At 74.6% G+C, this 12022-nt stretch carries 13 protein-coding genes; 7 read left to right on the plus strand and 6 right to left on the minus strand.

What is annotated here, in order from left to right; translation table 11 throughout:
• Positions 1-24: 24 nt before the first annotated feature.
• The 3 genes from ABWK59_RS29235 to fxsA all read left to right on the plus strand — a co-directional run bounded on the left by ABWK59_RS29235 (position 25) and on the right by fxsA (position 4071).
• A complete protein-coding gene (locus ABWK59_RS29235; protein ID WP_354643638.1) occupies positions 25-1632 on the plus strand; it encodes an amidohydrolase in 1608 nt (535 codons plus the stop codon).
• A 158-nt stretch (positions 1633-1790) separates the two neighbouring features.
• The gene (lnt, locus tag ABWK59_RS29240; RefSeq protein ID WP_420492868.1) at positions 1791-3446 is read left to right on the plus strand and encodes an apolipoprotein N-acyltransferase; all 1656 of its coding nucleotides are present in this window, start codon (positions 1791-1793) and stop codon (positions 3444-3446) included.
• 55 nt (positions 3447-3501) lie between these two features.
• Positions 3502-4071, plus strand: coding sequence for an FxsA family membrane protein (fxsA, locus tag ABWK59_RS29245; RefSeq protein ID WP_354643639.1), 570 nt, complete (start codon positions 3502-3504; stop codon positions 4069-4071).
• 114 nt (positions 4072-4185) lie between these two features.
• Here fxsA and ABWK59_RS29250 read toward each other — a convergent pair whose 3' ends face one another.
• The 3 genes from ABWK59_RS29250 to ABWK59_RS29260 all read right to left on the minus strand — a co-directional run bounded on the left by ABWK59_RS29250 (position 4186) and on the right by ABWK59_RS29260 (position 6776).
• A complete protein-coding gene (locus ABWK59_RS29250) occupies positions 4186-4560 on the minus strand; it encodes an RNA polymerase-binding protein RbpA (protein ID WP_354643640.1) in 375 nt (124 codons plus the stop codon).
• Positions 4561-4804: 244 nt separating this feature from the next.
• Positions 4805-6454, minus strand: a complete 1650-nt coding sequence (locus tag ABWK59_RS29255) for an FtsK/SpoIIIE domain-containing protein (RefSeq protein WP_354643641.1) — start codon at positions 6452-6454, stop codon at positions 4805-4807.
• A gap of 127 nt (positions 6455-6581) precedes the next feature.
• Positions 6582-6776 (minus strand): hypothetical protein, encoded by a 195-nt coding sequence (locus ABWK59_RS29260; protein ID WP_354643642.1) that lies wholly within the window; start codon positions 6774-6776, stop codon positions 6582-6584.
• A 286-nt stretch (positions 6777-7062) separates the two neighbouring features.
• Between ABWK59_RS29260 and ABWK59_RS29265 the strand changes: the two genes are divergently transcribed.
• From ABWK59_RS29265 to ABWK59_RS29280, 4 genes are all read left to right on the plus strand, one after another.
• Positions 7063-7467 (plus strand): ankyrin repeat domain-containing protein, encoded by a 405-nt coding sequence (locus tag ABWK59_RS29265; protein ID WP_354643644.1) that lies wholly within the window; start codon positions 7063-7065, stop codon positions 7465-7467.
• Positions 7468-7491: 24 nt separating this feature from the next.
• Positions 7492-7965 carry a GNAT family N-acetyltransferase gene (locus ABWK59_RS29270; protein WP_354643645.1) on the plus strand — a complete coding sequence of 158 codons (474 nt, stop codon included), beginning with the start codon at positions 7492-7494 and terminating at the stop codon, positions 7963-7965.
• 43 nt (positions 7966-8008) lie between these two features.
• The gene (locus ABWK59_RS29275; RefSeq protein WP_354643646.1) at positions 8009-8806 is read left to right on the plus strand and encodes a DUF4037 domain-containing protein; all 798 of its coding nucleotides are present in this window, start codon (positions 8009-8011) and stop codon (positions 8804-8806) included.
• A gap of 163 nt (positions 8807-8969) precedes the next feature.
• Positions 8970-9182, plus strand: a complete 213-nt coding sequence (locus ABWK59_RS29280) for a hypothetical protein (protein WP_354643647.1) — start codon at positions 8970-8972, stop codon at positions 9180-9182.
• A 112-nt stretch (positions 9183-9294) separates the two neighbouring features.
• Here the strand turns inward: ABWK59_RS29280 and ABWK59_RS29285 are convergent, their stop codons facing one another.
• The 3 genes from ABWK59_RS29285 to ABWK59_RS29295 all read right to left on the minus strand — a co-directional run bounded on the left by ABWK59_RS29285 (position 9295) and on the right by ABWK59_RS29295 (position 11919).
• The gene (locus ABWK59_RS29285; RefSeq protein ID WP_354643648.1) at positions 9295-10299 is read right to left on the minus strand and encodes a phosphatase PAP2 family protein; all 1005 of its coding nucleotides are present in this window, start codon (positions 10297-10299) and stop codon (positions 9295-9297) included.
• 192 nt (positions 10300-10491) lie between these two features.
• On the minus strand, positions 10492-11085 hold the full coding sequence (locus tag ABWK59_RS29290) for a vitamin K epoxide reductase family protein (protein WP_354643649.1): 594 nt from the start codon (positions 11083-11085) through the stop codon (positions 10492-10494).
• A gap of 3 nt (positions 11086-11088) precedes the next feature.
• The gene (locus tag ABWK59_RS29295) at positions 11089-11919 is read right to left on the minus strand and encodes a DsbA family protein (protein WP_354643650.1); all 831 of its coding nucleotides are present in this window, start codon (positions 11917-11919) and stop codon (positions 11089-11091) included.
• Between the last annotated feature and the right edge of the window lie 103 nt (positions 11920-12022).

The raw sequence follows: 12022 nt of genomic DNA on the forward strand, positions 1-12022 counted from the left end.
TCGTACCGGTGCAGACTTAGCCGCATGACCGAACGCACCTCCCGGACCGTCCTGCTGCGCGGCGGCAACGTCTACAGCCCCGCCGACCCGTTCGCCACCGCCATGCTGGTCGAGGGCGAACACATCGCCTGGGTGGGCAGCGACGGCGCCGCCGAGGCGTACGCGGCCTCCGCCGACGAGATCGTGGAACTGGACGGCGCGCTGGTCACCCCCGCCTTCGTCGACGCCCACGTGCACGCCACCTCGACCGGCCTGGCGCTCACCGGACTCGACCTCACCGGCTGCCCCTCGCTCCCGGCCGCCCTGGAGAGGATCGCCGCGTTCGCCAAGGCCGCCGGCGACCCGGGCGGCGTGCTGATCGGCCACGGCTGGGACGAGACCGGCTGGCCCGAGGGCCGCCCGCCGACCCTCGCCGAGCTGGACGACGCCGCCGCCGGCGCCGCCCTCTACCTCTCCCGCACCGACGTGCACTCCGCGCTCGCCACCACCGCCCTGCGCGCCCTCGCCCCCGGGCTCGACGCCCTCCCCGGCCACACCCCGGACGGCCCGCTCAGCCGCGACGCCCACCACGCCGTTCGCCGCGCCGCGCTCGCCCACCTCACCGCCGACCAGCGGCGCGACGCCCAGCTGGCCACCCTCCGCCGGGCCGCCGAACTCGGCATCGGCGCCCTCCACGAGTGCGCCGGCCCCGACATCTCCTCCGAGGAGGACCTCGCCGCCCTGCTCGCCCTCGCCGCCGAGACCGACGGCCCCGAGGTGTTCGGCTACTGGGGCGAGCTCGGCGGCGTCGAGACCGCCCGCCGGCTCGGTGCGGTCGGCGCCGGCGGCGACCTCTTCGTCGACGGCGCCCTCGGCTCCCACACCGCCTGCCTGCACACCCCGTACGCCGACGCCGAGCACACCGGCACCGCCTACCTCACCGCCGAGCAGATCGCCGACCACGTCACCGCCTGCACCGAGGCCGGCCTGCAGGCCGGCTTCCACGCCATCGGCGACGCCGCGATCACCGCCGTCCTCGACGGCGTCCGCACGGCGGGGGAGCGGCTCGGCTCCCACCGGGTCCGCGCCATGCGGCACCGCATCGAGCACGCCGAGGCCCTCGACCCGGAGACCGTCGCCGCCTTCGCCGAACTCGGCCTCACCGCCTCCGTCCAGCCCGCCTTCGACGCCTGCTGGGGCGGACCGGAGGGCATGTACGCCCAGCGCCTCGGCGCCGAGCGGGCCGCCGCCCTCAACCCCTTCGCCGCCCTGCTGCGCGCCGGCGTACCGCTCGCCTTCGGCTCGGACGCCCCCGTCACCCCGCTCGACCCGTGGGGCACCGTCCGCGCCGCCGCCTTCCACCGCACGCCCGAGCACCGGATCTCGGTGCGGGCCGCGTTCACCGCCCACACCCGCGGCGGATGGCGGGCCCTCGGACGGGACCAGGACGGCGTCCTGGTCCCCGGCGCCGTCGCCAGCTACGCGATCTGGGAGGTCACCGACCTGGTCGTCCAAGCCCCCGACACCCGCGTCGCCGGCTGGTCCACCGACCCCCGCTCCGGCACCCCCGGCCTCCCCGACCTCACCCCCGGCCACCCCCTCCCCGCCTGCCGCCACACCGTCGTCCGCGGCCGCACCACCTATCACCGCTGACCCCCCCCGCGCTCCGCGCCCCTGTCGGGTCGCGTTCCCGTGGTCTCACGGGGTGGTTGGCCTCGTGGGATGGGGAGGAGGTACCTTCGTCGGACGCCTCTCGATCTACCGGGTGGCACCTCGCCCAGTCGACAGCACAGCAGAGAGGTGGTGCGCAGGTGGCACTGCCCGCCGACCCGCCGAAGCCCGGCCGTCTCGCCCGGATCCGCGCGGGCCTCCCCAGGACCGGCCTCGCCGTGCTGGCCGGCCTCCTCCTGGCGGCAGCGTTCCCTCCGTACGACCTCTGGCCGCTGTCGATCGTCGGTGTCGCGGCGCTCTCCCTCCTCACCCGGGGCCGCACCGCCCGCCAGGGTGCGTGGACGGGCTTCGCCTTCGGCTTCCCCTTCTTCCTCGGTCTGCTGTCCTGGCTGAGCGTGATCGGCTGGGACGCCACCATCGGCCTGTCGGTCGTCGAGGCGCTGTTCGTCGCGGCGCTCGGCGCGGGCCTCGCCGTGACCTCCCGGCTGCCGGTCTGGCCGCTGTGGGGTGCGTGCCTGTGGGTGGCACAGGAGTGGGCCCGTGACCGGCTGCCGCTCGGCGGGTTCCCGTGGGGCCGGCTGGCGTTCGCCAACACCGCGAGCCCGTACACCCCGCTGGCGGCCCTCGGCGGTGCCCCGCTGGTGACCTTCGCCGTCGCCCTGACCGGCACCCTCCTCGCGTGGTCCGCCGTCCGCCTCCTCCCCGCCCTCCGCCGCGACTCCACCGACACGGAGAACACCGGGAACACCGCGAGCACCGCGAGCTCGGCCCGTTCCGCCCGGCCCGCCGCCCTCGCCGGTCTCGGTGCCGTCGGTCTGCTGCTGGTCGGCTACGCGGTCCCGGTCCCGACGGACGCCGCCGACACCGTCAAGGTGGCGATCGTCCAGGGCAACGTCGAGAAGCCGGGCATGGACTTCCTCGGCCGCCCGATGATGGTGCTCAACAACCACGCGGGCGTGACCGAGCGCTTCGCCGAGGACGTCGCCGCAGGCCGCGCCGAGCGGCCCGACGTGGTGATCTGGCCGGAGAACTCCTCCGACCTGGACCCGTTCACCGATCCGGCGGCGCGGGCGCGGATCGACGAGGCGGTCCGGGCGGTCGGCGTCCCGACCCTGGTGGGTGCGCTGGTGGACGGTCCGGACGCCCAGCACGTCCAGAACGAGGGCATCGTCTGGGACCCGATGACCGGCCCCGGTGCCTCCTACACCAAGCAGCACCCGGTGCCGTTCGGCGAGTACGTGCCGTTCCGCTCCGAGCTGTCCAAGGTGATCACCCGCCTGCAGCGGGTGGCCCGCGACTTCTACCCGGGCCAGGGCAACGGCGTGATGCAGCTCGGCCCGGCCCGGATCGGTGACGTGATCTGCTTCGAGGTCGCGTACGACGAGATCATCCGCGACACCGTCAACGACGGCGGCCGGGTGCTGGTGGTGCAGACCAACAACGCCACCTACGCCCGCAGCGGGCAGCCCGAGCAGCAGCTGGCGATGTCCAGACTGCGCGCGGTGGAGCACGGCCGGTCGGTGCTGATCGCGGCGACCAGCGGTATCAGCGCGGTCATCGCCCCGGACGGCTCGGTGGTCTCCCGGACCGAGGAGCTGACGCCGGACGTGCTGACCGCAACCGTCCCGCTGCGCGACGCCCGGACCGTGGCGGACCGGGTCGGCGCGGTGCCGGAGTGGGTGCTGGCTCTCGCCGGACTGGCGGCCTGCGGGGTCGCGGTCGCCGGTGGCCTGCGGCGACGCCGTTCGGACGGAACACGGGACGCCTCCGATCCGTTGCCCATGATGGTGCCGTAGTCACGGCCGGGCGGGCCGGCCGGACCACGGGGCCGCGATGGAGTGGATGCGTACCGTGACCGAGCAAGTCGACCGGGGTCGTCCGGCCCCCAGGGGACGCCTGCGGCGGGTGCTGCCGCTGCTGGTCGCCGCGTGGCTGGTGCTGGAGATCTGGCTGGTGATGGTGGTGGCCGACGCGATCGGCTGGCTCGCCGTGCTGGTGCTGCTGCTCGCGGGGCTGTTCCTGGGCGGCTGGCTGATCCGGCGGGCCGGGTCCCGGGCGTTCTCGCAGGCGGTGGAGCAGACCCGCAATCCGCAGTCCCAGCAGCCGCAGACGGGCACCAGCATGACGGTGCTGGCCGGTCTGCTGCTGATGGTCCCCGGCTTCCTGTCGGACGTGCTGGCGGTGACCCTGCTCCTCCCGCCGACCCGGGCGCTGTGGCGCGGGCTGGGCCGCCGGGTCGGCCGGGCCGCGCTGCGCTCCACCGCGCCGCGGGGCGCCGATCCGTTCGCGGACGCGCTGCACCTGCAGGAGCAGCTGCGGATCCACCGGCCGGACGGCAAGGTGATCCAGGGCGAGGTGGTGGACCAGCCGACGCGGCCCGACGGACCGGACACCGACTACCGGCCCCCGCTGGCCAAGTGATCCGGGCAACCACCGCGAGCAGGCCGGCGTGATCAGGTGACCGACACGCAGGGGCCCCGGGCTGATGCCCGGGGCCCCTTGCCGTTCAGTGCCTCCGCGGGGGCGGAGGGACCGTCATGCGCTCTTGCGCGTGTCCCGCGGGTGGACCGCGAGGTTCATCCCACCGGAGCGGAGCACGGCCAGCCGCTCGGCCAGCACCTCCTCCAGCTCCTCACGCGTCCGACGCTCCATCAGCATGTCCCAGTGGGTACGTGTCGGCTTGGTCTTCTTCTCCTCCGGCTCGTCGCCGTCGAGCAGTGCGGCCTCCTGGCCGCAGAACCGGCACTCCCACACCGAGGGGATCTCCGCCTCCACGGAGAAGGGAACCTCGAAGCGGTGTCCGTTCTGACATGCGTACTCGACGGTCTGGCGCGGGGCCAGGTCAATGCCGCGGTCGGTCTCGTAGCTGGTCGCCCCGAGTCGCGTGCCGCGGAGAGCTCGCTCGCTCATGAATCGTGCCTCCCGGGCTTCTGGCCCACAGGACTAGTTGGTCGCTGTCTTCGTCGTTCGGTGAACGCTCGGCCGCCGACGAAGATTCCCGTCCCGGGACATGCGTCGCCTGTCGTGCCGCCCCTGTTTGTACCCATCGTCGCCCGATTTGTCACATCTGATCGGTGATATCACCCGCTGTGTCACATATTGTGCACATTGTGATCGCTCGGCCCGTGCAATCACACCCTATCGGCCGCCGTAGTCACCACGCCGGGCGCGGGCGGACGGCGGGGGCGTCCTTGGTCGGTTCGATCGCCCCGGGGTCCCCGGCGCCCACCTCCACCGGCTCCGCCGGCCCGACCGTCGGGGCCGCGGCGGGGACGGGCGGGACGGGTGGGATGGGCGGGGCGGCCGGGGCCGCGGCGGCCTCGGTCCGGGTGTCCCGGTGCGGCAGCAGGGCGATGACCGCCTCGCGCAGGTGCGCCGGGGCCTCCTCGTCCAGCGGGTCGGGGGTCGCCGGGACCTGCAGCCGGACGGGCGCCGCCGCGCCGATCCGGGCGTAGCCGCGGCCGAGCGGGGTGAGCGCGGCCGGGGCGATGTCCACCGCCGTGCCGAGCGCGGCCGCCACCGCCTCCTGGCCGGCCGAACCGAGCACCACCTTCGCCCGGGTGGTGGCCCGTACGGTGGGCGAGATCCGCTCCCTGGCCTCGATGTCCTCGGCGAACACCACCGTGACCCGGGCCGCCCGGCCGTGCCGCAGCGGGATCTCCAGCAGGTCCTGCGGATCCGGGTGCCCCTCGGCGTGGGCGAGTTCGCTCAGCTCGGTGGGGTGGTCCAGCAGCAGCCACAACGGCCGGGTGGCGTCCTCCGGCGGGGTCGCCCCGGTGTGCCGGGCGGCGTTCAGGACGATCAGCCGCCGCTCGGTCTCCTTGGCCACCCACTCGATCGCCGCGTGGGCGCCGCGCAGGCTGGTCTCCACCGTGTGCACCCCGGGCCGGTTCACCAGGCAGGCGTGCTCGCCGGTGCCCGCGCCGTCGATCACCACCAGGTCGCCGGTCGGCAGGGCCTGCAACGCGATCGAGCGCAACAGCGAGGAGGTGCCGGACCCGGGCGCGCCGAGCACCAGCAGGTGAGGCTCGGCCGACCGCGGACCGGTCCGCCACACCACCGGCGGCTGCTGGACGGTCACCCCCGCCTGCCGGACCGGGATGGTGCGCCGGCTGCCCGCCGTGTCGGTGAACCCGAGCACGATCTCACCGGGAGAGGTGACGAACGGCTGCGCCGCGATGTCGGCGGTCAGCGGGGCGAGCGCCGTGATCCGCAGCCGGTTGGACTCCTCGTCCCAGTCGAACCGGTACTCCCGGGCGCGGCCCGCCTTGCCCTGGACCACCTGCTCGATCCGCGCCCGGGCGGCCGGCTCGGTGTCGGTGAAGTACGCCGGGTACGCGATCTCCAGCGCGGTCAGCCGGCCCTCGCCGTCGAACTGCCAGTCGGCGAAGGCGTTCTTGTACTGCCCGTCGAGGCTGTAGAGCGGGCTGAGGTCGTCCGGCCCGGCGAGGTAGGGGGTGAGGGCGGTGTACAGCGCGGTCAGCTTGAGGTCACCGGCGTCCGGCACCGGCGCGGACGGGGTCTTGGGGCGGCGGCCGGCCCAGGCGGCGCTGGCCATCAGCGCGGCCACCGTGAACAGCGGTCCGTGCGGCAGCAGGAAGATCCCGACCGCGGCGGCCGCGAGCAGGAAGAGCGTCGGTCCGCGCCGGTCCTTCGGCGTGGCCGCCCAGCGGGCCTTGGCCCAGTCGGCGTGGTGGCGCAGGCCGCGGCCGATCAGCGCGAGCGGGGCGAACATGTCGGCGGCGTGGTCGCCGGCCGTACGGGCCAGGTCGCGGCCCTTGCCGAGGTGGCGGGTGAGGGACATTGCGGGACTCCCCGGGCAGGTGGGACGGCGGGCCGGTGGGCCGCCGGAGGGGGTGGTGGGACGGCCGGACAGCCGGGAGGGCCCGGTGCGGTGGGATGCGCGCCCGGGCCCGTGTCGGGACGGTGGGTCAGAACTTCAGGCCGCCGATCAGGCTGGCCAGGCTCGCGCCGCCCGCCTGGATGCTCGGGGCGATCGAGGAGCCCGCGACGTAGAACCCGAAGAGCGCGCACACCAGCGCGTGCGAGATCTTGAGGCCGTCCCGCTTGAAGAAGAGGAAGGCGATCACGCCGAACAGGACGATTCCGGAGATGGACAGGATCACGGCTGCTCCTCGGAGAGGTGGCGGGGGACAGAAGTACTGAAAGTGCCTTAATCGTGACAAAAGGTGATCGTCGATGGGACGCGGCAAACGGGTGGTTCTCGCCGGGGCCCGCGCATCGGGGGTGTACGTCCCGCCGCCCGGCGCCCTGCCGGAAGGCCTCCCCGGACGGCGGGAGCCCGGTCGGCCGTGCGGCGGAATTCGCTCGAACGGCTGCGTGAGACCGGGCCTCGAGCGGCGTCCGATACCGTGCCCCCTGACACGAACCGTTGAAGCGAAAGGTCCCGTCATGGCCGACTCCGCAGCGCAGCAGCCCGACCCCGAGGTCCTGGCCCTGGCCGTCAAGCTCTTCGACGCCGCCCGGGCGGGCGACGCGGCCCTGCTCGCCGCCTACGTGGACGCCGGCGCCCCGGCCGACCTGACCAACGAACGCGGCGACACCCTGCTGATGCTCGCCGCCTACCACGGCCACGCGGAGGCCGTACGGGCCCTGATCGAGCGCGGTGCCGAGCCGGACCGGGCCAACGACCGAGGCCAGACCCCGCTCGCCGGAGCCGTGTTCAAGGGCGCCGGCGAGGTGATCGACGCCCTGCTGGCCGGCGGCGCCGACCCGCAGGCCGGCACCCCGAACGCGCTGGACACCGCCCGGATGTTCGGCAAGGACGACCTGGTCGCCCGCTTCGAACAGCGCTGATCACCCGCCGTACGCTTGGACCCCATGGAGATACGCACGACCGGGTTCGGTCACCCGGACGCCGAGAAGCTGGCCGCCGAGGTCCAGCAGGAGTACGTCCGCCGCTACGGCGACATCGACCAGACCTCGATGCACACCGACCACTTCGACCCGCCGGACGGCCTGTTCGTGGTGGCGTACCTCGACGACGAGCCGGTCGCCTGCGGCGGCTGGCGGGTCAAGGCGGCCGACGCGGACGGCCTGCGGGACGGCGACGCGGAGCTCAAGCGGATGTACGTGGTGCCCACCGCCCGCGGTCGGGGCCTGGCCCGGGCGGTGCTGCGGCACCTGGAGACCGAGGCGCTGACCGCGGGGCGGACCAGGCTGGTCCTGGAGACCGGCACCGAGCAGCCGGAGGCCATCGCCCTTTACACCTCCGAGGGGTACGCGCCGATCACCAAGTTCGGCTACTACAAGGACTCGCCGCTGAGCGTCTGCCTGGGCAAGACGCTCGCCTGAGGCCTGTCCGACCATTCCCGCCGGGTAGCATGATCGCGGGGTGATGGACCGCATACCCGACATCGCGCGGCGGCTGGCCGGGGTCGACGGCGTGGTGGGCGTCTGCCTCGGCGGGAGCCGGGCGCGGGGGACCCACCGGCCGGACTCCGACCACGACCTCGGCCTGTACTACCGCCGCCCCCTCGACACCGGCGAACTCCGCCGCCTCGCCGCCGACCTGACCGGCCGCCCGACCGAGGTCACCGAACCGGGCGGCTGGGGCCCCTGGGTGGACGGCGGCGCCTGGCTCGACCTCGACGGCGTCCGCGTCGACTGGATCTACCGCGACCTCGACCGGGTCCGCGGCTACGGCGAGGAGTGCCGCGCCGGCACCTACCGCCACGGCGTCCAGGCCGGGCACCCGTTCGGCGTCCACTCGCACGCTTACGTGGGCGAACTAGTGCTCGGCCGGGTGCTGGCCGACCCGACCGGTGAGCTCACCGCGCTGCGCCGGGAGCTGGCCGTGTATCCCGAGCCGCTGCGCGAGGCGCTGCTGGCCGAGGCCGGCTGGGAGGTCCCGTTCACCCTCGGCCTCGCCGCCAAGAGCGCCGCCCGCGAGGACGTCTTCCACCTGCACGGCTGCCTGTTCCGGGTGGTCGGGCTGCTGGTCCAGGCGCTGCATGCACGGGAGCGGCGGTGGGTGGTCAACGAGAAGGGCGCCGTGGCCTCGGCCGGCCGCCTGGCCTGCGCCCCGCCCTCGTTCGCCGACCGCGCCCACGGCCTCTTCGGCCCGCCGCCGCAGCAGGCGCTGGCCGCCGCCAGGGAGCTCGCCGAGGAGGTGCTCGGGCCCGACCCGGGGTGAGGCCGGGTCGGCCCCGGGCCGGGTGACCCCGGGTCAGGGCGGCGCGGTCCGCCCGGCGGGAAGGGCACGGGCGTTCGCCCGTCTGGGCGGCTCCTGGTGGCCGCCGCGGCCGGGACTCGGCTCAATGGATGTGCAGGCACCACTGACGGAGAGGAAGACCTCGATGTACGAGATGCGTGCTGAACCGGACGAGTCACTGCCCGGCCCGGGCCTGCTGTGGCACGCCACCCACCCGGGTGGCCAGGCCCTCGCGCTGTGCGGACGCCAGCTGTCCGTCGATACGGCCGTCCCGGCCGCCGGCTCGGACGCGACCCCGCCGACCGACCGCTACTGCATGCCGTGTCTGGAAGTGGTGCGCGAGGCCATGGCGAACTAGGGCTCGTCCGACCATCTGTCGGGCACGCCTCAGGCGACCCGCCCCCCGAACAGGCGCGGCGGAGGACGACCGGAACCGTCCTCCGCCGCGCCTCCGCGCGTCCGGCGGGACGTCACCTTGGGCCGTCCACCCGGTTGTCCGCCCTCGCCTCGGCGGCGGTCGGGGTCGGGCGGCGGGCCGCCCGGCGGGCGAGCAGGCGCTCGACCCCGAGGTAGGCGGCGGCCGCGTACAGCCAGCCGAGCGCGATGTCGACCACGAAGTGCTCGCCCCCGTAGACCAGGACCACGGCCATGGCGACCGGGTAGGCGACCAGCAGCGGGCGGGTCCGGCGGCCGGCCGTGGGCCACAGGAACAGGGTGATCAGCATCGGGTACGCGGCGTGCAGTGAGGGCATCGCGGCGACGTCGTTGGCGAACCGGCTGCCGTTCTCGAACACCGAGGCGGCCCGGGGCAGGCCGCTGTGGACCAGGACGTCGGTCACCACCCGGGTGACCTCGGGCATGTTGCCCTCCTCGGCCGCCAGCCACGGCGGCACCGCCGGGTACAGCACGTAGGTCGCGAACGCGGCGTAGGTGAGGACCAGGTAGCCGGCGAGCAGCCGACGGAACCGGCGGCGGTCGCGCCGCCACAGCACGGCGAGCAGGACGAACACCGCGAAGAAGTGGGTCATGTAGACGGCGACGGCCGCGTAGTCGTACACCCGGGGCCGCCCCGGGGTGTACAGCGCGTGCTGCAGGCGGACGGTCCAGGTCTCGCCCGCGCCGAGGACGGTGTCGATCGCCAACTGGGGCTGCAGCCGGGGCGGCCAGGGCGTGTGCGCGGCGTACCCGCGCAGCAGGGCGTACGTCCACAGCACGGCCGCCACCGGGAGCCAGTCGCGCAGTACCAGCAGGCCCGCGTGCCAGCTGTCGCCGCTGTGCACGGCGGCGGCCAGCAGGGCGCCGATCAGCCAGCACAGCACCAGGTCGTCGGTGTACGGCACGCCGTACTCCCAGGTCCACCAGCCGAGCAGGGCGAGGTAGAGCGGCCAGGCGCCGTACCGCAGGTACCGCCACAGCGAGGTGCCGCGCGCGAGGGCGCTCGCGCCGGCGGGCCGGGCGGGCGGCGGGTCGGTCACGGTCGGCCCTCCGGGGCGGCGGGGACTGCGCGGCGCGCAACGCGCCCAGGCTAGTCCGGTGGCGCAGCCCGTGCCGCCCGGGACGGCGGGCGTGTCCCGCGCCCCGCCGTGCCGGCCCGTCAGCCGCCGCGCGGCCCGGCGGACCTGAGGCCAGGTCGCCGGGCCGCGCCCGTCCCGCTCACCGGTACCGGTTCACAGCAGCGTCCGCCAGTAGGACCAGAACCGGTTGAGGATCAGCAGGGCGATCCCCAGGTACCAGACGGCGGGCACCACCCAGTGCCACCGGGCGACGGCCGGCCACCAGCGCGGGGCCGGCAGCACCCCGCTGCGCAGCAGGTGCAGGGCGGTGTACCAGCACAGCGGCAGCATCACCGCCCACACCACCATGCAGTACGGGCAGAGCGCGCCGATGTCGTACAGCGCCTGGTCGATCAGCCAGAGCACGAAGCCGAGGCCGAGCAGGGTGCCCGTCTGCAGGCCGAGCCAGAACCAGCGGTGGTACACCGCGCCGGCCACCAGGCCGGTGCCGACGGCCGCCAGCGCGCCGAAGGCGGCCAGGCCGATCAGCGAGTTGGGGAAGCCGAAGGCCTCCGCCTGCGCGGTCTGCACCACCGAACCACAGCTGATCACCGGGTTGATGTTGCAGTTCGGGCGGTAGCCCGGGTTCTGCAGCAGGCGGATCTTGTCCACGGTCAGCACCGCCGAGGCCGCGAGGCCCAGCAGCCCGCCGGCCAGCAGCAGGAACGCGTACGGACGGCCGGCGCCGACCGGTGCACCGGGTCTCATCGGTCAGCCCCCGGTGGTCTGGCGGACGAGGGCGGTGAACTGGTCGGCGGCCAGCGGCGCGCCGTCCTTGCCGAAGATGGTCAGCGGCTTGTCGTCCAGCGTCACGGTCGGGGTGCCGCGCACGCCGCTGGCGTTGAAGGCCTTGGCCACCTTGTCGGCCCACGGACGGTAGGTGCCCTCGGTGACGGCCTTGGTGAAGCCCTCGGTCCGCAGCCCCGGCACCTGCGCGGCCAGCTCCAGGATCCGGTTGACGTCGCCGAAGCCGTCCACCCGCTCCTCGGGCTGGTTGGCGTAGAGCACGTCGTGGAACTGCTTGAACTTGTCGGTGCCCTCGTTCAGCGCGGCGCCCATCGCGGCCAGCGCGGTGTGCGAGCCCTGGCCGCCGAGGTTGGTGTCGAGGAACGCCGCCAGGTGGTACTCGATCTTGTACGTGCCGTCGTCGGCCAGCTGCTGGACGGCCTTGCCGGTGGAGGTCTCGAAGCGCTCGCAGACCGGGCAGCGGAAGTCCTCGTACACCTTCAGGGTGTGCGGCGCGTCCGGGCGGCCGTAGACCACCACCGTGCCGTCCGGGCCGGTGGCGTTGGCCGGGACGACCAGCGGCGCGGCGGTCGACGGCGAGGAGTCGCCGTCCTCGGCGGTGGCGATGGCGATGGCGACGCTGCCGGCGACCACGGCCGCCACGCCGAGCGAGGCGAGCGCGATCACCACCCGGCGGCGGACGGCGGCCGCGCGGGCCTCGCGGCGCTGGGCCTCCTGGAGACGCTGGCGGGCGGTGGGCCGCGGCTGCTGCTGGTTCCGGTGGGTCGGCTGGGTCTGGTTCTGCTGGATGGTCATGGTCCGTCGACTCCTGGGCGTGCGGGCGTCGGGGCCGCGCACGGTCGGTGGGGAAAGCGGGCTGGCGGGAGCGCGAGCCGACGGGGTCCGGAGCGGGCGGGGT

This window comes from Kitasatospora sp. HUAS MG31, from assembly GCF_040571325.1.
Taxonomy (GTDB): Bacteria; Actinomycetota; Actinomycetes; order Streptomycetales; family Streptomycetaceae; genus Kitasatospora; species Kitasatospora camelliae.